This is a genomic window from Enterobacter roggenkampii (assembly GCF_001729805.1).
Classification (GTDB): Bacteria; Pseudomonadota; Gammaproteobacteria; order Enterobacterales; family Enterobacteriaceae; genus Enterobacter; species Enterobacter roggenkampii.
Genome location: NZ_CP017185.1, coordinates 70,578 through 91,593 on the forward strand (window position 1 = coordinate 70,578; position 21,016 = coordinate 91,593).

General features: G+C 47.3%; 15 protein-coding genes and 7 pseudogenes. 16 read left to right on the forward strand and 6 right to left on the reverse strand.

All coding sequences use genetic code 11. The features are described 5' to 3' along the window. The first annotated feature begins 213 nt into the window (after nucleotides 1-213). From BFV67_RS22695 to BFV67_RS22705, 3 genes are all read left to right on the forward strand, one after another. Nucleotides 214-846 (forward strand): recombinase family protein, encoded by a 633-nt coding sequence (locus tag BFV67_RS22695; protein WP_069599043.1) that lies wholly within the window; start codon nucleotides 214-216, stop codon nucleotides 844-846. A gap of 53 nt (nucleotides 847-899) precedes the next feature. Then, on the forward strand, nucleotides 900-1,100 hold the full coding sequence (locus tag BFV67_RS22700) for a hypothetical protein (protein ID WP_069599044.1): 201 nt from the start codon (nucleotides 900-902) through the stop codon (nucleotides 1,098-1,100). 145 nt (nucleotides 1,101-1,245) lie between these two features. After that, the gene (locus BFV67_RS22705; protein WP_069599045.1) at nucleotides 1,246-2,187 is read left to right on the forward strand and encodes an Rpn family recombination-promoting nuclease/putative transposase; all 942 of its coding nucleotides are present in this window, start codon (nucleotides 1,246-1,248) and stop codon (nucleotides 2,185-2,187) included. Here the strand turns inward: BFV67_RS22705 and BFV67_RS23725 are convergent. Then, nucleotides 2,184-2,467, reverse strand: a pseudogene (locus BFV67_RS23725) (DUF2913 family protein); the annotation flags it as partial. The gene BFV67_RS22705 and the pseudogene BFV67_RS23725 sit on opposite strands and share 4 nt — an antisense overlap. Before the next feature lie 578 nt (nucleotides 2,468-3,045). Here BFV67_RS23725 and BFV67_RS22710 point away from each other — a divergent pair. Further along, nucleotides 3,046-4,023: a RepB family plasmid replication initiator protein gene (locus BFV67_RS22710; protein WP_059356395.1), complete on the forward strand. Its 978-nt coding sequence runs from the start codon at nucleotides 3,046-3,048 to the stop codon at nucleotides 4,021-4,023. A 291-nt stretch (nucleotides 4,024-4,314) separates the two neighbouring features. On the opposite strand, the pseudogene BFV67_RS23730 reads toward BFV67_RS22710, so the two are convergent. The 3 genes and pseudogenes from BFV67_RS23730 to BFV67_RS22740 all read right to left on the reverse strand — a co-directional run bounded on the left by BFV67_RS23730 (nucleotide 4,315) and on the right by BFV67_RS22740 (nucleotide 7,401). Then, nucleotides 4,315-5,007, reverse strand: a pseudogene (locus BFV67_RS23730) (tyrosine-type recombinase/integrase). Nucleotides 5,008-5,269: 262 nt separating this feature from the next. After that, nucleotides 5,270-6,379, reverse strand: a pseudogene (locus BFV67_RS22730) (IS3 family transposase). 149 nt (nucleotides 6,380-6,528) lie between these two features. After that, complete coding sequence (locus BFV67_RS22740) at nucleotides 6,529-7,401, reverse strand: RepB family plasmid replication initiator protein (RefSeq protein WP_069599048.1); 873 nt, start codon at nucleotides 7,399-7,401, stop codon at nucleotides 6,529-6,531. 449 nt (nucleotides 7,402-7,850) lie between these two features. Between BFV67_RS22740 and BFV67_RS24330 the strand changes: the two genes are divergently transcribed. From BFV67_RS24330 to BFV67_RS24945, 12 genes and pseudogenes are all read left to right on the forward strand, one after another. Continuing rightward, nucleotides 7,851-8,117 carry a hypothetical protein gene (locus BFV67_RS24330; protein ID WP_157888842.1) on the forward strand — a complete coding sequence of 89 codons (267 nt, stop codon included), beginning with the start codon at nucleotides 7,851-7,853 and terminating at the stop codon, nucleotides 8,115-8,117. A 107-nt stretch (nucleotides 8,118-8,224) separates the two neighbouring features. Next, the gene (locus tag BFV67_RS22745; RefSeq protein WP_157888843.1) at nucleotides 8,225-8,851 is read left to right on the forward strand and encodes a cyclic nucleotide-binding domain-containing protein; all 627 of its coding nucleotides are present in this window, start codon (nucleotides 8,225-8,227) and stop codon (nucleotides 8,849-8,851) included. 282 nt (nucleotides 8,852-9,133) lie between these two features. Beyond that, nucleotides 9,134-10,269, forward strand: a protein-coding gene (locus BFV67_RS22755) for an IS3 family transposase (protein WP_201405648.1) whose coding sequence is annotated in 2 segments (ribosomal slippage) — nucleotides 9,134-9,380 and nucleotides 9,380-10,269 — 1,137 coding nt in all. Because the reading frame shifts where the segments join, the coding sequence is not laid out codon by codon here. A 503-nt stretch (nucleotides 10,270-10,772) separates the two neighbouring features. Beyond that, nucleotides 10,773-11,129: a hypothetical protein gene (locus BFV67_RS22760; RefSeq protein WP_069599050.1), complete on the forward strand. Its 357-nt coding sequence runs from the start codon at nucleotides 10,773-10,775 to the stop codon at nucleotides 11,127-11,129. Between the two features lie 406 nt (nucleotides 11,130-11,535). Further along, the gene (locus BFV67_RS22765; RefSeq protein ID WP_069599051.1) at nucleotides 11,536-11,862 is read left to right on the forward strand and encodes a hypothetical protein; all 327 of its coding nucleotides are present in this window, start codon (nucleotides 11,536-11,538) and stop codon (nucleotides 11,860-11,862) included. Nucleotides 11,863-12,368: 506 nt separating this feature from the next. Further along, nucleotides 12,369-12,641: pseudogene (locus BFV67_RS24935) on the forward strand (IS481 family transposase); the annotation flags it as partial. Further along, nucleotides 12,607-12,795: a hypothetical protein gene (locus BFV67_RS24940; protein WP_201258626.1), complete on the forward strand. Its 189-nt coding sequence runs from the start codon at nucleotides 12,607-12,609 to the stop codon at nucleotides 12,793-12,795. The pseudogene BFV67_RS24935 and the gene BFV67_RS24940, both read left to right, overlap by 35 nt. 18 nt (nucleotides 12,796-12,813) lie before the next feature. Further along, nucleotides 12,814-13,810, forward strand: a pseudogene (locus BFV67_RS24735) (AAA family ATPase). Nucleotides 13,811-14,165: 355 nt separating this feature from the next. Further along, nucleotides 14,166-15,275 (forward strand): annotated as a pseudogene (locus BFV67_RS24350) (IS3 family transposase). A gap of 653 nt (nucleotides 15,276-15,928) precedes the next feature. Further along, a complete protein-coding gene (locus BFV67_RS22795) occupies nucleotides 15,929-16,546 on the forward strand; it encodes a helix-turn-helix transcriptional regulator (RefSeq protein WP_069599054.1) in 618 nt (205 codons plus the stop codon). Continuing rightward, on the forward strand, nucleotides 16,533-17,387 hold the full coding sequence (locus BFV67_RS22800) for an EAL domain-containing protein (RefSeq protein ID WP_069599055.1): 855 nt from the start codon (nucleotides 16,533-16,535) through the stop codon (nucleotides 17,385-17,387). The genes BFV67_RS22795 and BFV67_RS22800 overlap by 14 nt, the downstream gene beginning before the upstream one ends. A gap of 70 nt (nucleotides 17,388-17,457) precedes the next feature. Continuing rightward, nucleotides 17,458-17,580, forward strand: coding sequence for a hypothetical protein (locus BFV67_RS24945; protein ID WP_418251762.1), 123 nt, complete (start codon nucleotides 17,458-17,460; stop codon nucleotides 17,578-17,580). Between the two features lie 228 nt (nucleotides 17,581-17,808). Here the strand turns inward: BFV67_RS24945 and BFV67_RS22805 are convergent. Together BFV67_RS22805 and BFV67_RS22810 are read right to left on the reverse strand one after the other, a co-directional pair. Then, nucleotides 17,809-19,008: pseudogene (locus BFV67_RS22805) on the reverse strand (IS256 family transposase). A gap of 9 nt (nucleotides 19,009-19,017) precedes the next feature. Continuing rightward, a protein-coding gene (locus tag BFV67_RS22810) for an IS3 family transposase (RefSeq protein WP_217058713.1) occupies nucleotides 19,018-20,153 on the reverse strand; the annotation gives its coding sequence in 2 pieces (ribosomal slippage) (nucleotides 19,018-19,907 and nucleotides 19,907-20,153; 1,137 coding nt in all). Nucleotides 20,154-21,016 lie beyond the last annotated feature (863 nt).

The following is a 21,016-nucleotide window of genomic DNA, read 5'->3' on the forward strand; positions in this document are numbered from 1 at the left end:
CATTTTGTTGACCCAAAGCGCAAACCGTGAGTCTGTTCAGAACTTGCTTCTGAGCAGGTAAGGGGTTGGGCAAGCCCGGCGGGTGCGTCAGTCTGTCACATTTGAGTATGCTCTATATATCCCACCAGTAAAAATATCGTCAAATGTTATTGTGACCACATAAATGATACCATGGTATGCAAGACCACTTAAATGTTACCAGAAGGACAAATAATGTTCGTTTTTGGTTACCTCCGGGCATCAACATCAGAGCAGGATGCCAGCCGGGCAGAAAATGCACTGAAGGCATTTGCAAACCAACATGGCCACCGTATTGCTGGCTGGTATATCGATAATGTATCCGGTACGACAATGAACCGTCCTGAACTGATCAGGCTACTTGGTGATGCTGAACCAGGTGATGTTATTCTCATTGAACAGGTCGACAGGCTTACCCGTCTGGATGATAAAGGCTGGGAGACACTCAGAAAACAAATCACCGACAAGCAGCTGGCCATCGTCAGTCTTGATCTACCGACAAGCCATCTGGCGCTATCCAGCACAGTAAGTGATGACTTTACCCGAAGTATGCTGAAGGCCGTAAATGGCATGATGCTGGATATGCTCGCCGCTATTGCCCGAAAAGACTACGAGGACCGGCGACGGCGCCAGGCTGAAGGTATAAGCAAGGCAAAAGCGGAGAGCAGGTATCGGGGCAGGGTAGCCGATGCACAGAAACATGAATTGATACGCACTCTGCGGCTGGTCAACGGAAAATCGCTACGAGAAACAGCCCGCCTGGCTGGCGTATCAAAGATGACCGTAATCAGGGTCTGTAACAGCAACCATAAACAGGATACTGATTGACGATACTTATTCACGTTAGGTTCAGAACAAACAATTAAGATAATGGAGCGAATATGGCTGAAAGAATATCTCAAAGAGAACAGGAGTTGTTGGAGGATTTCCTTTGTACTGTTCTGGATGATTTCAGTAAAGGCAGTATAACCCGCCATCAGGCTGTCAGCGGTATCGTGACATTATATACAGCTGCCGCAGAAGGACGTAGAGAAGAGGCTTTAGAATATCTGAGAGAGGGAAGAAAGTTGCTCAGGCAGTAATCGATGATGAGTAAATAAGGTTCAGGAAGGGGACCGAACCCCCCCGGAACGGCCCCCTGAAGGAATGGCAATTCCTTTCACCGTAAATACTAGCTTTTTTCGAGCTGTGATAACATATTCGGGTCATTTTTCAGAGCCAGGGCTGATGAAGAAGAAAAACAGCACACCCACTCCTCACGATGCCACGTTCAGGCAGTTCCTGACGCAACCGGATATTGCCCGGGATTTCATGGAAATCCACCTGCCCGCAGAGCTGCGAGCAGTCTGCGACCTCAGCACACTAAAGCTGGAATCAGGCTCGTTCGTTGAGGATGATCTCCGCCAGTATTTCAGCGACGTCCTCTACAGCCTGAAAACCACAGCCGGCGACGGCTATATTCATGTTCTTGTCGAACACCAGTCAACGCCGGACAAACATATGGCTTTCCGCCTCATACGCTATGCGGTAGCCGCCATGCAGCGCCACCTGGAGGCTGGGCATAAAAAACTGCCACTGGTGATACCGGTGCTGTTCTATACGGGTAAGCGCAGCCCGTATCCGTACTCCACCCGGTGGCTGGATGAGTTTGACGATCCCGGGCTGGCAGGCAAACTCTACAGCGGCGCTTTCCCGCTGGTAGACGTTACGGTTATCCCGGATGATGAAATCGCTGGCCATCGCAGCATGGCCGCCCTGACTTTACTGCAAAAGCATATTCACCAGCGGGACCTGGCAGAACTGGTTGACCGGCTGGCGCCCATCTTGCTGGCGGGATACTTGTCTTCATCGCAGGTGATATCGCTGGTACACTATATAGTACAGGCAGGTGAAACATCCGACGCCGAAGCCTTTGTACGCGAACTGGCACAGCGTGTGCCGCAACACGGAGACGCACTTATGACCATCGCACAACAGCTTGAACAGAAGGGCATCGAGAAGGGGATTCAGCTCGGTGAACAACGTGGTATTGAAAAAGGCCGTTCAGAAGGGGAGCGCGAAGCGACCCTTAAAATTGCCCGAGCCATGCTGCAGAACGGTATCGACCGCAGTACCGTCATGAAAATGACCGGTCTGACTGAAGACGACCTGGCGCAGATCCGCCACTAATCCTTTCCTGACACTCCCTGTCTGGCCATCAGCATAAACTGGTGGGGCAGGGAGGCACCAGACTCTGCCAGCCACAACGATTAAACAGCTTCATTACCCCCGCTACGTTCCCTGTCAGACGTGCTGTCAGCGGATTTATCTGTCGGTCGCTGTCGTCAAAAGCGACATCGAGGTTGGCCCGTGAGAGATAAATGCCGTTCACGCCCGCACTGAGCGCCACAACATTCCGGCCGGACCATTCCCGACCGCTCAGCAGACGGTAGTTCCAGTGCATATCTTTCTTTTTTACCAGCTCATCCTGTGAGCGTCACGCTGTAGCCAGAATATAAGTAGTGCTCGCCGCAGCCTTGTGACCGAGCAGTGCGAGCGAACTGGCGAGGAAGCGCAAGATCATCATTACTAAAATGGGCTGGTACGCGCCTGTGTTTGATCACTGAAAATGCATATTTTATCGATTTTACTTCAGTGGGTTATCCACATATACAGCTCTTCGATCCAGCAATAAGATCCTTTGATCGATCCCTTCAAGATCCATATAAGATCCCCGGATCGCTGCAGCCCACGTCTGCTTTGTTCTTAGGGGATGATCACATAAGCTGTAGCAGGATAATCATAAGCTGTAACTTGTTTACAATAAGCTGTATCATGCAAAGGATATACTGTAATGAGTCAGGAACATAAACTACAGTAAGTATGAAGCCCAGAAATTTGCCCTGGGTTGTGTATAACATGAAGCCACTTGTAGTGGACCTTACGGCTATTACAGGTCATCAATCAGCATTCTTATTCTTTACTTTTCCACCGCCCGGAGGCTATCTGGACAAGGACAATCTGAACATAAAAAAACTGTTTGAAGAGGTGGATAAGTCCTCTGGCGAAATAGTTAACCTTACGCCTAACGGCAGCAACACGGTACAGCCCGTGGCGCTGATGCGGCTTGGTGTTTTCGTTCCAACGCTCAAGTCTCTGAAAAACAGTAAAAAGAATACGCTTTCCCGTACGGATGCTACGGAAGAGCTGACGCGCCTTTCCCTTGCCAGAGCTGAAGGTTTTGATAAGGTCGAGATCACAGGCCCGCGGCTTGATATGGATAATGATTTCAAAACTTGGGTCGGGATCGTCCATTCCTTTGCCCGGCATAAGGTTATCGGCGATAAGGTGGAACTTCCGTTCGTCGAGTTCGCTAAATTGTGCGGTATCCCTTCAAGCCAGTCGTCCCGTAAACTTCGGGAGCGCATCAGTCCCTCGCTTAAACGCATCGCGGGCACCGTGATCTCATTTTCCCGCACTACCGAAAAGCATACCAAAGAGTACATCACGCACCTGGTCCAGTCTGCCTACTACGATACGGAGAAAGACGTGGTTCAGTTACAGGCGGATCCACGTTTATTCGAGCTTTATCAGTTTGACCGCAAAGTACTTCTGCAGCTCAAGGCTATCAATGCCCTGAAGCGCAGGGAATCTGCTCAGGCACTATATACCTTTATTGAGAGTCTTCCGCGTGATCCGGCTCCTATCTCGCTGGCGCGCCTCCGGGCCCGCCTGAATCTGAAATCACCTGTCTTTTCACAGAACCAGACGGTAAGGCGTGCGATGGAGCAGCTGCGTGACATTGGATACCTGGACTACACTGAGATCCAGCGTGGCCGGACAAAGCTTTTCTGTATCCATTACCGGCGACCCAAGCTGAAGGCACCCAACGATGCAAGTGCGGAGAACCCGCAGCTGCCGGCGGCGAAGCGGGATGTCAGTCCGGAAATGGCTGAAAAACTCGCTGTCCTGGAAAAGCTGGGTATCACGCTTGATGATCTGGAGAAGCTGTTCAAAACATCATGAACATAAGCTGTAGTGAGTAATCGTATTGTTGCTACTCACCACAGCTTATATTACTGGTTCTGGAGAGTAACTTGCTCACTATAGTTTATATATGCTGTCGCGAGGCATCTCCTGTCAGGGCGTTTGTACCACTTGTCAGATTGCTGTTATCTTCGGTCTGAGCACTATTGGCTCGTTGCAACGGACGTTCTTAAGGATAAACTTACTCACTGTAGCTTATGCTACTCATTGTAGTTTATGTACTGGGCGTGTTGCTCACCATAGCTTATGTCATTGTGGTGGGTACTAAGGTCATTTCAGTGGCGGCAGTGCCCGTAAAATCTCAGCTGCATCACGTCCGTCTCCGGTACACGGCACTGCCAGCGTGGCGGCCATGTCCAGCGCAAACACCCGCGTATAAACCTCCATAGAACGCGGATCCTTGTGCCCCGCCAGCGCCTGAATAACTTTCCTGGGTTGCCGGTGATAGAGCATGTGCATGATATAGCTGTGGCGGAACGTGTGCGGCGTCACCGGGATGGAAAAATGCACACCGTCTTCTCCGGCCCGCTTCACCGCCTGCTTCAGTCAGTTGCGCATGGTTTCATCGGTGACGGCCCACAGAGGCTCGCGCCGGCGGGGCCGCGTGGTGACCATCCAGCTCTCCATCTGCTGCACAAAATTTCCGTCCGTCAGCGGAACCAGTCGAACCTCATCTTTTGGCGGGCGCCCGCGACGCGCGCGCACTTTTTCTGACAGAACCCGTACAAAGGGTCTTAACCCGTCCAGATCAAACGACTCCGGGGTGAGGGTTCGTGCTTCCCCGATACGAATGCCGGTGTTCCACATGGTGGCAAACAGCATGTGATGGCGCTGATCGGGCATATAAAAGAGGAGGGCGCTTACTTCAGGCGCCAGCAGATAAGCCGGTGTGGCACCGGTGGAGGTGGCCATCCGGCGGAGTGCGACAGCAGTCGCAAAATCAACTCCCGGGGAGATCGGCATCAGGGAGACGCGTTCTGGTTAATTCTGCAGAGGAATGATGTTATTCATCGGCTCATTTTCATATAGCGCACGCACTGTTTATGAATACAGTTATTCTGAACTGCAGGGCATGAGCCTTCCATCACAATAAGTCGCAGCGAAAGGATCCTTTTGTTGTCTTATCCTGCATTATTGCGGGTAAAACCAAACATATAAAGAATCACTTTTCGCCCCTGATCCACCACGAAGCCAGTTGACCTGCCCCCAGTATTAGATACAACCTTCAGTTAGTAATGTCGGTTGATTTTTCTTCATGCTTCCCGTTTCGCCAGCCTGCTGCAAATTCAGCTGGCGTCTGGTAATTCAGCGATGAATGAGGTCGACACTCGTTATAATCCTGCCGCCAGTCATTAATCGTTTTCCGGGCATGAAGAATATCGCTGGACCAGTGTTCATTCAGACACTCATCGCGAAAGCGTCCGTTAAAACTCTCAATAAATCCGTTCTGCGTTGGCTTACCTGGCTGGATAAGCCGTAGTTCCACACCATGCTCAAAGGCCCATTGATCGAGGGCGCGGCAGGTAAATTCCGGGCCCTGCTCGGTTCTTGTTGTCGCCGGATAGCCCCGAAACAGCGCGATGCTGTCCAGAATACGCGTGACCTGAACGCCTGAAATACCGAAAGCGGCGGTGATCGTCAGACACTCCTTCGTGAAATCATCCACACAGGTCAGGCACTTAATCCGGCGGCCGCTGGCAAGTGCATCCATGACAAAATCCATCGACCATGTCAGGTTCGGCGCATCCGGGCGAAGAAGCGGAAACCGTTCGGTTGCCAGCCCTTTACGGCGTCGTCTGCGTTTTACGCTCAGTCCATTAAGGTGGTAAATACGGTATACCCGCTTGTGATTGACGTGAAGGCCCTCCTGACGCAACAGCTGCCAGATGCAGCGGTAGCCAAAACGCCTGCGCTCAAGTGCCAGCTCAGTGATGCACCCTGATAAATGCGCATCAGCTGCCGGACGCTGAGCCTCATAGCGGCAGGTCGACAAGGACAAACCTGTAAGCCTGCCGGCACGACGTTGCGACAGACCGGTCGTATCACACATAAACTCAACGGCTTCCCGCTTCTGGCCTGTCGTCAGTACTTTCGCCCCAGAGCCACCTGAAGTACCTCCTTATCCAGCATGGCTTCGGCAAGTAGCTTCTTGAGGCGGGGCTTTCTCCTCTTCAAGAGATATAAGCCGCTTCACCTCAGGAACTTCCATGCCACCAAACTTCTTGCGCCAGGAGTAGAAAGTGGCGTCGGAAATGGCGTGCTTACGGGCAGAAACTCCGGCTTCCGCTTCGTGAAGAATACTGATGATCTGTTCGTCGGAAAAACGCTTCTTCATGGGGATGTCCTCATGTGGCTTATGAAGACTTTACTAACATCGGGGTGTATTAATCAACGGGGAGCAGGTCAATAAAACACGCTCAGTCGTAGAAAAAAATTATTGCATTGTCAAATTTAGTACAGATCACTACCTGTCCATTAAATAAATTATGTATCCGTAATATTAAGACGTGGACAACGAGCATGTATGATAAACATCACCTCACCCATCTTTTTTATTTCACTGTAATCAAGATAGCCAATCTTCAATAACTCTCTCATTGCCTTCCTAATTGTTGCGTTCTGATCTTTTACTTGGGAAGCCATAGACAATCGTTCTCGAAGCCTCTTAATTGAAATATATAAAGTGCCCGGTGGCATGCTCTCAAAATATACATAAAGTGATTGTGCAGATTCTTTACGAGATAATGCAGACAGAGCCTTTAACCCTAAAAGAACTTTATGGTCATAACTATAAAGTTCCCAAAGACTAGGATCCCCAACAATTTCAATCATATTCGCAGTTTGATCTAATCTAGCACGTTGCACCAAATGTGTTACCAAACTACGCCTTCCATCCTTACTTTGAAATGACAAAGTAACACTAGATATATTAAAAAGGGATTCATTAAAACGTTTTCTAGCCCTATCATTAATATCCGTAGGACTCAGACCACACATTCTCGCAAACTCTGAAAATGGTACATTAATAACGGGAGATGCATAACCATATCTGGAAAAAGCTAATATGATTCCAACCCATACCTTGAAATCTGTCGACATACCCAATTTGGCTCCCTGTATTTTTATATTTGTATATCCTTCCTGCCGGGCTACTTCCAGGCTTGAGAGCTCCTCAGAAGCATCAATTATAAAATTACGCGCCCTCTTTTCTCTTGGTGATACTGGGGTGAAAACACTTAACCTCAACAATGCTACCGTCTGCACGGTTTTCCTGCTGTTAGGAGTTAGTGTGTAACTTCCACTCAAATCTTTCTTCATAATTAAGAAAGGATCTTTATTTTCAATAACTTTCTTCATTTATCCACATCCATTTGCACGTAATTATATCCTTATGAAAGTAACCGCCATCGACTTATGAAAGTAACCGCTTTTTTTATGAAAGTAAACGCACGCATTATGAAAGCAACCGCTTTTCTTATGAAAGTAACCGCCTATATATGCAAATAAACTATAATAATCAATAAATTATATCTTCTTTATATTTTATTGATCTTTTCTTTTTAATAATTTGAACTGAAAAATTGTTCTATTCACTGGATATGTGGATAAGTTGATGACCAGCCCTCTTACCCAGAGGCTTAAATTCTGTCTAGTAAAGAATATTATATTAAATAAGTGTTTTTTTAAACACACACATGGGGGTGTACAATGATTTATGGTTGCTTTAGAGTGTCTCAAAATGAATTGAATTCATCTTTTCATTACTAAATTTATTTTTACCAACTTTTTTCATTAGAGCATCTGTAATGAAAACATACGAATACAATGTCCTAATCGGTTATCTCACTGATATTAATGAAGATCTTGGTATATTAAAACTCGTTGATTTATATGGTAAATGTTATATTTTCAAATCAAAACTAAAATACCTCTCCTCTTATGAGGGAGAAATGGGTTTTTTGTTTTTAGCAAAGTTTAACATAACAATGATTAGTTCAAATAGTCAAAGCGGTATTTTGGGGTGTATGAACTGTACTTTTTCTTGCTATGAGCTTCAAAGGCTTGCAGATTAACTATTCCGCGTTTCTTAAGTAAAATAAATGTATGGAAGTGACTGTTTGCCAAACTTATCATTTTAAACTATAATAAGTATAATAAAAGCAACCAAATAAAACTTACTATGACTTTAACCACCATCCCAAGACCAATCGATTCAATACAGAAGGTATTTTCTGAATTGAAACCTTCATTTTATGAAGTTCATTTCATGAAAAATGAAAAATGCATTATAAAAAGCACTGAAAACTTATTTTTTTTATCTTCTGGTCAAATAACATTAGTTAGTGATGGATTTTCTACCAGGATTAAAGCTCCAGTGCTTTTTGGGCTTGTTGGTTGCTTTGGGTTCCTGACAACATTGCATTTTAGAGCAACTGATAACGTTGTTGCCTATACTGCGAATACAGCAGAGGCACTTTCTTTAATTAAAAAAAATGATTTATGGGAAGATATTGGTAAAATAATAGCATTCAACAGTGCTATCTCTCAATATGTTTATTCTCACATGAGGGACCCATATAAAACAACACAATATAAAATAGCTAAAGCTATTGAAAACATAAATGAACTACAAAATAATAATAACACGGCACTCTTTTTAGCAAAAGAAATCATGTCATTAACTTCTTTATCAAGAAGTGTCGTAATGAAAAACATTTCCTTTTTAAAAGATAATAACATTATAGATATTAAAAATGGTCGATTGATCTTCTTAGATAGAGACAAGCTTGAAAAATATTATCTTTAGGCGTTTTTAACCTAAAATAGGATAACTCACTTCAATATTTAACAAAAACCTCAGAGTCATCTAAGATGGCTTAAAGGAAGACACCGAGGTGCGGTCAGTGTTACCCCGAAGAGATTAGAAATCAATCAATCAATCAAACTGGCTGTTAATCAATCTCAACCTGTTTCCTGCCTTGAAATACATTGAATCGCCACTGATAATCTAGACACTTCCGAGCCGTTGATGGACTGACCCCGCCCCGGTAGACGATCCTGCCCTATAGTTTGAGCATAGGAGGAGCGTATGGGCACACCACGATTTACACCTGAATTTAAGGAAGAAGCCGTCCGTCAGATAACAGAACGCGGTTATTCCGTTGCCGAAGTATCCGACCGTCTGGGCGTTTCTGCACACAGCCTCTACAAGTGGCTACGGGCTATCAAACCTGATAACAGCGAACAGCATGCCCGGGATTTACTGGAAGCCAAAAGCGAGATCCTGAAACTCCGGGCGCAGCTAAAACGCACCGAAGAAGAACGGGATATCCTGAAAAAGGCCGCGCGGTACTTTGCAAGGGAGCCCGACTGAAGTACCGCTTTATCAATGAACACCGCACTGTATGGGGTGTGATGACGATGTGTCGGGTACTGAATGTCGCCCGGGCCGGGTTCTATGCGTGGCTGCACAACCCGGTCTCGGCGCGTGATAAAGATAACCAGCGTCTGCTGATGCTTATCCGCGACTCATATTCACTGAGCGGAGGCGTATACGGTTACCGGCGGGTTCATGGCGACCTGAACGAAATCGGGGAAACCTGCGGCAAAAACCGGGTGGGTCGTATTATGCAACAAAACCGGATCAAAGCCGTACGCGGCTATAAAGCGCCGCGTCGTATCGCCGGCCGGCCTTCAGTGGTTGCCCCTAATCGCGTGCAGCGGCAGTTTACTGTTGTCCGGGCCAATCAGGTCTGGGTCACAGATATTACTTATATCCGCACCTGGCAGGGCTGGCTGTATCTGGCGGTGGTTATCGATCTCTTCGCCCGTAATGTGGTCGGCTGGTCGATGAAGCCCACTCTCTCACGCGAACTGGCACTCGACGCGCTGATGATGGCCGTCTGGCGGCGAAAACCGGACGGCGAGGTCATCGTGCACTCAGACCAGGGCAGCCAGTACGGCAGTGACGACTGGCAGCGCTTCTGCCGGGCTAATAACCTGGCCCCGAGCATGAGCAGGCGTGGCAACTGCTGGGATAATGCGGTGGCCGAATCGTTCTTCAGTTCGCTGAAAAAAGAGCGGATCAGAAAACGCATCTATAAAACCCGGGATCTGGCCCGGGCCGATATCTTCGATTACATTGAAGTGTTCTACAACCGGGCCCGGCGCCACAGTCACCTCGGCGGCCTCAGTCCGGAGGCCTTCGAACAGGCCTCATCGTGAGGACAGAATTTGTCTACGGGCGTGGGGTCAGTCCAATTTTTTTTTACAGCAAGCGGTTCCATCGATCGAGCCTGCAGATAACACTGCATGAATATGTATAATACTATTTACGCATCGAGTGTATCTAGTTTATCCTGGACGATTCATTTATAGGGCAAGAGCGTCCACTGGAACATAGTCTATCCATATTATCTGTTATTACACTCACCAATTGTTACATCCTTTCCACATTTTCAGTGATCTGTCTCGCAGGAGAGAATAGTGCCTATTTTCTTGTTAAATGGACGTGATAAACTTTAGGGAAAATTGTACTCATCAGAATTCAAATCATATTTATGCAAGTATTTATTTAAATGAGAGATTATATACCTGCTTGTTGTCATGTGAGTGTTTTATCGCTGGTGTAAATGAAGTCATTAACCTTCTTGTTAGCAACCGAGACAGTATTGTGAAAAACAATATTTTTATGCAACTATCTTTCGGGAAATTATAAGGAGTTCAGGATGGCAAGTTCCCCATTATTCAAGATTGGAAAGCTGAAATTTAAGTCAAGGAAAACAGCCGTTACACATTATTTGGCATATGAGAAAATCCTAAACAAAGGACCGCTAAAGAAGGGAACTGTTTTTGAAGAACTGAAGTCGCTCTATCTGACCTATAGTGAGTGCTGCGAAAAGTGGGGGATTGATAGTAAACAAATTTTTGCATTCGGCCTTGATAAAGACGTTAGTCAGAATTATAAAAACCATGTCCATGACCGACGTTATGCGGCCCATTTTCTTTGGAAACCAGTCCAGTCTTTTTCAATAAGGGATGCGGTTAACACGATCGCAAAGGTGTCTGCTGAAAGTAAAGCCTGATACTGTGCAACACTGACCATTTACACATCATCCGGGTAACACAACATAAGGCCGGTAAAGGGCAAAAGGAGAACCAGGAGAACAAAAACTAGTTGACTTGGCACACATTCTGCAAGAATGGATTGAAGTTGGTAATTCATTTTCTGAAAATAGATCTCAGTAACTACATTAATCAATCCTGCGAACGAGCCATTGCCGCTATTTGTGTCGTATTAAGTACGGAAATTTATGGGGAGAACTGCTGGACCGCATAAGGAAAACAACTTTCATTATCCATACCATAACCATATGGCAGGGATCCTGCAAATCTCACATCCATGATGCATCTTATTTTAAGATAAAGCTCACTTTATATATGGTTATATTTAATGAAAACCACTAGTGTTATGCAACAGAGGAAAACGGAATGATACATGATTCACAGGCTGCAGATGAAATTGTTGCATTGTTGATGCTGTGTAAGCAGCTGCAATCGGAAAAAGACGACAGGGAATGGACTGAACCTGATGTTCACGAACGTGAAAATCAGGATCTGGCCGATCGCATTATGGCCGCATGTTTTTACGCTTCCATGCTGCGCCAACTACTGCCAATGATGAGTTGCATGAGCTCGATTGGATCAGCACTGGAGAGGCGTGGAGAAATCATAGTCATGACAGGAGAAGGCTATGCAGACAAGGCCCTTGAATACCTTATGAATAAATATCTTTCTGATAGCATTGACACTCCATGATACCAGCGATTTAAGCTTATGTTGTTATGTTTTCCGCCTTGCAGCAGACGATATTATTAGGCTATCCGACTGCGTTATCATTGAGACCGCTGCCTCTGGTGCAGCGTGAGTTGTACGAGTATCTACTTTCTCCAGAGACGAGAGCACTTCTCTCCTAAGTCCCGGTTCTGTCCTCAAGATATTGCAGGCGACATTCTAGAATTCCGGTAGCCGTATCGATGCATTCCTGACGCGGGCTGGTTCCTGTTTTTTGCTAACCTGGCCTCTCCTCTTTGTACCGATAGCCACCTCAATCAGCGGTTGGAAAAAGCCGTCATAGCGGCAGGTGTGTGCCCTAATCAGGGCACACACCCATTGCCTTGTTTCCTTATCCAGTATGTCAGACAGCTACGGATGATGGCCGCGACGTTGTAAATTCCACTGTAGCATTGCGATAGTAAAAACTGCACATCGGGGCATATTTGCTGAGATCGGGAGTGCGTCAGTCTACCGGGCGCTGGAAAATTATGAGCAGCCGGCGTAGTGCGATTCCGCCTGACTCCCTGTTGCAACTACGGCAACGGCTCGATCGCCTGCTGCCAAAAAGCCCTGAACGTGCCGCTCAGATTGCCGCTACCGCTCAGCGGGATGGTATTTCAGTCACGACGGTTTATCGCGCTCTTCTCCTTGCCCTGAAACCACAAACTGCCCACCGCAGTGATCATGGTCAACCTCGGTCACTACCTGAGCATTACTGTGAACTGAATGCTGCACTCAAATTACGAACCACTAATTCAGCACCTTGATGCGTTGCCGCATTATCCCTTTGATGCCCAAAAATTTGAATATCGCTTTCCCACCACAATTGCGGCAAAACTGGCAATTGCCGACGATCTGGCCATACCGCTGGCCAGATGTCGGATGAAGACCGGGCGTTTATCGACAGTATTCTGACTGAGACGCTTAACCGTAGTGAAGTATTCGCCCGCATCAGAGACTATTTTCGTAAAAGACAATCAGGAGAAGACCATTCAGGTTGAAGTGATGGAACATTATGGACTGACGCAGTCTATTGAACAGGCCGGGTATTATATGAAAACCGCCCACCATAAGGACAACGCGAAGGACGACTCATAGCTGTCTGTGGTGTGTAGGAAGCGGGAAAACCGTCATTCTGCGACGCCTCCAGCAGCAACTGATAGATGAAAATAAAATCATTGTCTCCCGTTCCCTGTCAATGGACAAACACAGCATCAGGCTCGCCACTATGATTAACACACTGTTTTATGACCTGGCGCAGGATAAGCAGGTGCAGATCTCCAAACAGGGTGAATGCCATGATCGGGCACTGCAGGAACAGGTCAAAAAAGGCAAACGCCCAGCTGGCACTGTTTGTTGATGAGGCGTATGACCTGGACGGGTAATACAATGACGGGGCTCAAACGGTTGATGGAAGTGGTTGAAAACGGCGGTGGTCGGTTGTCCGTTGTTCTGGCCGGTCACTCAAAACTGCGTAATGACCTGCATCGTCCGACGATGGAGGAAATTGACTATCGTACCGATATTTTTACACTGGACGGGATCACCGACAGCCAGCTCGTGTATATCCAGTGGCAGCTGAAGTAAGCCGGAAGATTTTCTGATGACCGAAGCCGTTGACTTGCTGGGAATAAAACTGCGAACACCGCTGCAGGTCCAGCTGCACCTGACGCTGGCGATGGAAGCAGGATGCCAGACGGGCGAAACACCGATTACCGCCACTCTGTTTGAATCCGTGCTGTCATGCCAGCTGGATGACCTGGAACCGACGCTCACCCGGCGTGGTTACAGGCTGAAGGACATGGTAGAGCCGTTCGATGCAAAACCTGCTGAAATCAGGGCATTATTCGACAATCAGTTAGACCCTGCCCGCGTGGCTGAGTTGCGCGACAGAATGCTGGCGGTCAGTCTTGACTTGCAGTTAATGTGAGCCAAGATCGGCGCTGATTGCGAGTCGGGGGATTTCGATTACGAGCCGCTACATCTTATGAAACTGCATTCCAGCCATCACGTACATCCGTCCATACATTCCCGGTTTCTGTATGTTTCAGTACAAACGCGTCCTGCTCTTCGGTTAACGGGTCTTTTACATGATGATGAACCTCTCTGCAAAATGAAAGAAAGGCCAGAGGTCTCCAGTTTAGACTGGCACAGTCTTCCGCACAGGATATTGACTAAGGTGCGTTAGGGGGAACATACCGTAGTCAATATTACTGACCTGCTCCCCGTTGATTAATACACCCCGATGTTAGTAAAGTCTTCATAAGCCACATGAGGACATCCCCATGAAGAAGCGTTTTTCCGACGAACAGATCATCAGTATTCTTCACGAAGCGGAAGCCGGAGTTTCTGCCCGTAAGCACGCCATTTCCGACGCCACTTTCTACTCCTGGCGCAAGAAGTTTGGTGGCATGGAAGTTCCTGAGGTGAAGCGGCTTATATCTCTTGAAGAGGAGAAAGCCCCGCCTCAAGAAGCTACTTGCCGAAGCCATGCTGGATAAGGAGGTACTTCAGGTGGCTCTGGGGCGAAAGTACTGACGACAGGCCAGAAGCGGGAAGCCGTTGAGTTTATGTGTGATGCGACCGGTCTGTCGCAACGTCGTGCCGGCAGGCTTACAGGTTTGTCCTTGTCGACCTGCCGCTATGAGGCTCAGCGTCCGGCAGCTGATGCGCATTTATCAGGGTGCATCACTGAGCTGGCACTTGAGCGCAGGCGTTTTGGCTACCGCTGCATCTGGCAGCTGTTGCGTCAGGAGGGCCTTCACGTCAATCACAAGCGGGTATACCGTATTTACCACCTTAATGGACTGAGCGTAAAACGCAGACGACGCCGTAAAGGGCTGGCAACCGAACGGTTTCCGCTTCTTCGCCCGGATGCGCCGAACCTGACATAGTCGATGGATTTCGTTATGGACGCACTGGCCAACGGTCGGGGGATCAAGTGCCTGACCTGTGTGGATGATTTCGCGAAGGAGTGTCTGACGATCACCGCTGCTTTCGGTATTTCAGGCGTTCAGGTCACGCGTATTCTGGACAGCATCGCGCTGTTTCGGGGCTATCCGGCGACAACAAGAACCGAGCAGGGCCCGGAATTTACCTGCCGCGCCCTCGATCAATGGGCCTTTGAGCATGGTGTGGAACTACGGCTTATCCAGCCAGGTAAGCCAACGCAGAACGGATTTATTGAGAGTTTTAACGGACGCTTTCGCGATGAGTGTCTGAATGAACACTGGTCCAGCGATATTCTTCATGCCCGGAAAACGATTAATGACTGGCGGCAGGATTATAACGAATGCCGTCCCCATTCATCGCTGGATTACCAGACGCCAGCTGAATTCGCAACAGACTGGCGAAACAGGAAATATGAAGAAAAACCAACCGACATTACTAACTGAAGGTTGTATCTAATCCTGGGGGTAGGTCAGAGCTTGTGTTTTTAAAAGCACACTAATATTTATTATTAAGGTGTTTCAGATTTAGAATTAAAGATGCATTATATTTAACAAGTACTCCAAGGCATAATTTTTCCTTGGAGTAAAGTTTGACCATGCGAGTTCACTGACTGGAAAATACGAACATTATCCAATGTTGATATTGTTAAGTAAGTAATAGCACACTCCGGAATGAAATTATTCCTGTCAGAACATATTGTTGCACAGGTATATGGATGGTCTGTTTCAGTCAATTGGTTGTCGCTGCGACGATCAATTTTTCTATTATACATGTCATCTTTTCTTTAACTACGGATTTATGCCATCAAAAGCCGTATGGATGGAATGACACGCTTAGAGTAAATGTAAGGCATTGATTTTAATGTTTATTAAAAATGGTATAAAACTTTTAGCAATAAAGACGGGCATGTTTTTTTGTTCTCGATTTTTGAAAATTCCAGCGGTGAGTCCGTAATTACTTACTCAAAATCAGGCCAGCACTACATCCTGGCTAAATGGATTCATGCAAATGAAACGTGGCCCGTAAACTTCAACCTTTGCATATAACCATAGCTGGAGATACTCTGGACGGTTAACCTGCAAGACAGGAGGAAAGAATGAAAATACTGCTGATTTCTGAGGATTTTTTTTTAGCAACTGCTCTGAATACTAAGATGAATATTTCCTGGACTGGAGACCGCGTCTCCTTCGTTCTCAAAACAGCATCCTGCGAAAAACTCGTTCTCTTGGTTGATGATCGGGTTCAGAGAATGGATTACATCCGAATTAAGAAAGCTTATCCCAGGAATGTCTTTATTGCCAGACTTCGCCTCACAGAAAGTCCTCTGGAGTCAGATACAGTTGATGCTCAGTATGAAATAAATTGCCGGAGCAATATAATGGTTCTTTTTGCACATATCTTTCAGTTTCTTGCTTACGTACAAGATAAAACAGTCCCTCTCGACATGCGTCTGCGTATCACAAAGATGGAAAAAGAGGTATTCCTTTTCCTGAGTTGCGGAGCAACGGTGCCAGAAATCGCTGCAGTCCTGTCTCTTTCTGAAAAAAGTATTCTCGGTCACTGCTACAGGGTTATGAACCGATATGGTTTCCAGGACTTAATCTTTTTCTGTACCTTCATGTTCCCACGGGTCTTTCACCTGGACCACCCCGGTCTTTACCTGAGATCGGGTTCAGATAAAACCCATGAAAGGTGTCACCATGCCATTCATTGAAATAGTCATTCCGCTTGTAATGCTGTTTTTTCCTGTTGTGATCGCTCGCTGGCTCTGGCACAGGAAAGTTAAGCACTACGTCATGTCCGGCAACTATACGATGCACTATCAGCCCATGGTTCTTGAGGGGAATATAGTGGCGCTGGAGGCACTGATATCTCTCCCAGCGGAACTCATCGACGACGGACAGAATAAGGAAGATGTTATCGACTACATCGAGCGGCACGCTATGGGGTACAGCTTTACGCCAGCCGTGTTTCGCACTGTTTTGCGGGATTATATACATCACTTCCGGGAAAGGACTGACCTCATTGTAAGTATTAATATTCCTCCACAGGACATATGTGATGATAGCCTGGTGAATTATGCTCTTGATTCCCTCCGTAATGCAGGTATTCCGGCAGGCACCTTTATGCTGGAAGTAACAGAGCGTACCCGTATACCATCAAAATCGCAGTTCATACATAATCTGAACCGCCTTCGTGAGGGAGGATTTTTGCTGGCCATAGATGATGCAGGCAAGGGCCTTTCAGAAGATATTATTGCCCTGCGCTTTCCTTTCGATTATGTCAAAACGGAAATCGCGATGTTGAAAAAGCAGCGCACTGAATTTACAGACAATTCTCTGTGGAACGCGATACAGGATGCCCGGACAGGCGTCATCGTAGAGCGTATTCAAACTGCAGGAGACGCAGGTCTTGCGAAGGAAATGTGTAATCAGCCACTGCTGCAGGGATGGTACTTCTTTCAGGCTATACCCGCACGGGATGCAGCAGAACTCCTGTTGCAGCCTGTCGACCCAACGAATCAGAACATAAAAAGAGGGTACAATGCAGGATAATATCACTCATTTTGGATTCAGGGAGCTTGCTGATATAGCCAGCGAGATGGAACGTTGTGGTGAATACCTTATGGCTGCAGATGTCTGGGAGAAAGCGCATATGTGTGCGATAAAAAATGAAAACCGTATATGGGCGCTCGCAAGAAGTATGGTATGCCGCAAAAGAATTCCTGGTCCCTGTTCAGTGAATTGAGCAACTGTGTGCTGATGTCGACAAACCTGCATACAGGAACAGAATGGGCTGTGACGACCTGAAGCCTCCTGACTCTTATTTTGCAGCAAATTTATGATGATGAGTGGGTTAAAAGGCTTTTTCATCGCTGTAGCTGATAATGATACTTTTTTGCCCGCCGTTATTGCAGAATGAACTTGGCATGGCCATAAAGGAGTCTGTCAGTAATTCTGTGTAACTGCCCACTCATTAATTGTGATCTCTCAGGCGGTCACCAAACTCGATAATAAAACGACTCATCGCCAGCCACCAGTTCTGGATCGGTATAGTCAATTTTTATGACGCATTCTTTATTCCTGATAAACCACCTTACGCACTGAGTCGTCAGTCGGGAGCACCTTGCGTTTCTTTATGGCCGCCCGGATAACGCTGTTTAGTGATTCAATATCATTCGTGGGATAGATGGCCTTGCGGATATATGGCGGGTAGATAAAGAACGTATTCAGCTTTTCTCAGTGCGCACGCCAGCTTTTGCTGATTTGCGGATACTTAACGTCCCAGACTTTCGCGAACACATCCATCGCTGTCAGCGCTGCCTCTTCTGTCGGAAACTGATAAACAGTCTTCAGCTCACTGGTGACTGTCTTGTAGTCCTTTCATGCCACGTATTTCAGGCAGTTACGCACCATTTGGATGATACACAACTGCACATTGATCTGCGGATCAACGCTGTTTATTGCATCCGGGGAGCCCTTAAGATCGTCCACGCTGGAAATCAGAATGTCCTCAAAGTCACAATTTTTCAGCTCTGTCAGCTGGTACAACCAGAACTTTTCGCCTTCATTTTCGGCCAGCCACATGCCCAGTAATTCTTTCTGGCCTTCAATGTTTATGCCCAGCGCCAGGAAAGCAGCGTTGTTTATCACGCGGCCATTCTGTCGAACCTTTACAACAATAAATTATATATAAACAATGTGATAAAATACATCCAGCTTTCGGTTATGCCACTCGGCAACCTGTTCTTTTACGGCGTCGGTGACCTTAGATAACAACGTGGGCGACACGTCGGCATCGTACATCTCTTTGAAGGTAGCGATGATTTCGCGCATGCTCATCCCTTTGCTGTAAAGGGATAAAATCAGGTCGTCCAGACGGGTGACACGCATCTGGTTCTTATTAATCAACTGTGGTTCAGAGGTATTTTCACGATCACGCGGCGTGTTCAGTTCAGGCTCTCCTCATCACAAAGCAGGATTTTTGACGAGTAGCTATTACGGATATTGGAGCCTTTTTAGGCGCGTTTTTCTCTTGCCCGAGGTGGCCGTTAAGTTCAGCACTGAGCGCTGTTTCAACGGTAAGCTTCTTCAGTTTCCGGGAAAACGGATTAAGGTCAGCTTCGGTTCCAGTTCTGCCGCGAGAGCTTTGGACTGCCCCCACGACAGTAGACAAATTCTGTCCTCACGACGAGGCCTGTCCGAAGGCCTCCGGACTGACGCCGCCGAGATGACTGTGACGCCGGGACCGGTTATAGAAGACTTCAATGTAATCGAAGATATCGGCCCGGGCCAGATCCCGGGTTTTATAGATACGTTTTCTGATCCGTTCTTTTTTCAGCGAACTGAAGAACGATTCGGCCACCGCATTATCCCAGCAGTTGCCACGCCTGCTCATGCTCGGGGCCAGGTTATTAGCCCGGCAGAAGCGCTGCCAGTCGTCACTGCCGTACTGGCTGCCCTGGTCTGAGTGCACGATGACCTCGCCGTCCGGTTTTCGCCGCCAGACGGCCATCATCAGCGCGTCGAGTGCCAGTTCGCGTGAGAGAGTGGGCTTCATCGACCAGCCGACCACATTACGGGCGAAGAGATCGATAACCACCGCCAGATACAGCCAGCCCTGCCAGGTGCGGATATAAGTAATATCTGTGACCCAGACCTGATTGGCCCGGACAACAGTAAACTGCCGCTGCACGCGATTAGGGGCAACCACTGAAGGCCGGCCGGCGATACGACGCGGCGCTTTATAGCCGCGTACGGCTTTGATCCGGTTTTGTTGCATAATACGACCCACCCGGTTTTTGCCGCAGGTTTCCCCGATTTCGTTCAGGTCGCCATGAACCCGCCGGTAACCGTATACGCCTCCGCTCAGTGAATATGAGTCGCGGATAAGCATCAGCAGACGCTGGTTATCTTTATCACGCGCCGAGACCGGGTTGTGCAGCCACGCATAGAACCCGGCCCGGGCGACATTCAGTACCCGACACATCGTCATCACACCCCATACAGTGCGGTGTTCATTGATAAAGCGGTACTTCAGTCGGGCTCCCTTGCAAAGTACCGCGCGGCCTTTTTCAGGATATCCCGTTCTTCTTCGGTGCGTTTTAGCTGCGCCCGGAGTTTCAGGATCTCGCTTTTGGCTTCCAGTAAATCCCGGGCATGCTGTTCGCTGTTATCAGGTTTGATAGCCCGTAGCCACTTGTAGAGGCTGTGTGCAGAAACGCCCAGACGGTCGGATACTTCGGCAACGGAATAACCGCGTTCTGTTATCTGACGGACGGCTTCTTCCTTAAATTCAGGTGTAAATCGTGGTGTGCCCATACGCTCCTCCTATGCTCAAACTATAGGGCAGGATCGTCTACCGGGGCGGGGTCAGTCCAACTATAGGGCAGGATCGTCTACCGGGCTGGGGGCAGTCCACTTTGAGTTTCTTTTTGTCCATAATTTGCCTGTCTCCGTTGTTGGAATGAACATATCAAAAACAGGGAATTACACATTTTTATTTTTAGTCTCATTTTATTAGCACGACCTGTGTTAAGCACATCTGCCTGCTTTTAAATATGTTCCTTTAGTTGACTATTCTTCTTCAACCAGAAAGTCCTAATTTCACCACTTCAATGCTGAATGTACTCTGCGTAATCTGAGAATGTTTTCATATGAGCTAATAGTTCCTGATAAGGCTTTTTTTCAGTGGTTTACTGTTATTTTTATTTATTGTGTTTTTAAGTACACATTAAATTGTGGATTTTATACGGTGAAACCTTTTATAAAAGCCCATTATGAGTAGTAGGAATTTTATTAATCACTGACCACCCCGTCAGCGTGAATTCGTTTTCCGTTGATTTTCCCGTGGTTGCTCTTATCTTATTAGGTGCCTTTAATTGTGAGTTACTTATCCCGTATACAGAGACTGAAATCTGTAGCTTGGTTATGTCTGTTTCTACAGTTTTATTCCATAATCAGTATTACGTTTAGCTCCGTTGCAGCAGCAGCCGCAACTTCATCTGTCACTGATATTGATCTGGCAGCCCTTCCATCACAGCCATATGTCTTGCGTGATGGGGAAACGCCGGCATCTGTCGCATCCGCTTTTGGTCTGACAAACGCTCAGCTGCAGGCATTCAACCAGTTTCGCTCATTTCGTGTCCCTTTCTCTCAGCTCAGGGCGGGAGATGAGATCGATG

Bases quoted from the DNA above. Each gene is read 5' to 3' on its own strand.
- BFV67_RS22695 (WP_069599043.1), top strand. From the start codon at position 214: ATGTTCGTTTTTGGTTACCTCCGGGCATCAACATCAGAGCAGGATGCC.
- BFV67_RS22700 (WP_069599044.1), top strand. From the start codon at position 900: ATGGCTGAAAGAATATCTCAAAGAGAACAGGAGTTGTTGGAGGATTTC.
- BFV67_RS22705 (WP_069599045.1), top strand. From the start codon at position 1,246: ATGAAGAAGAAAAACAGCACACCCACTCCTCACGATGCCACGTTCAGG.
- BFV67_RS22740 (WP_069599048.1), bottom strand. From the start codon at position 7,401: ATGAAGAAAGTTATTGAAAATAAAGATCCTTTCTTAATTATGAAGAAA.
- BFV67_RS24330 (WP_157888842.1), top strand. From the start codon at position 7,851: ATGAAAACATACGAATACAATGTCCTAATCGGTTATCTCACTGATATT.
- BFV67_RS22745 (WP_157888843.1), top strand. From the start codon at position 8,225: ATGACTTTAACCACCATCCCAAGACCAATCGATTCAATACAGAAGGTA.
- BFV67_RS22760 (WP_069599050.1), top strand. From the start codon at position 10,773: ATGGCAAGTTCCCCATTATTCAAGATTGGAAAGCTGAAATTTAAGTCA.
- BFV67_RS22765 (WP_069599051.1), top strand. From the start codon at position 11,536: ATGATACATGATTCACAGGCTGCAGATGAAATTGTTGCATTGTTGATG.
- BFV67_RS24940 (WP_201258626.1), top strand. From the start codon at position 12,607: ATGCTGCACTCAAATTACGAACCACTAATTCAGCACCTTGATGCGTTG.
- BFV67_RS22795 (WP_069599054.1), top strand. From the start codon at position 15,929: ATGAAAATACTGCTGATTTCTGAGGATTTTTTTTTAGCAACTGCTCTG.
- BFV67_RS22800 (WP_069599055.1), top strand. From the start codon at position 16,533: ATGCCATTCATTGAAATAGTCATTCCGCTTGTAATGCTGTTTTTTCCT.
- BFV67_RS24945 (WP_418251762.1), top strand. From the start codon at position 17,458: ATGGCTGCAGATGTCTGGGAGAAAGCGCATATGTGTGCGATAAAAAAT.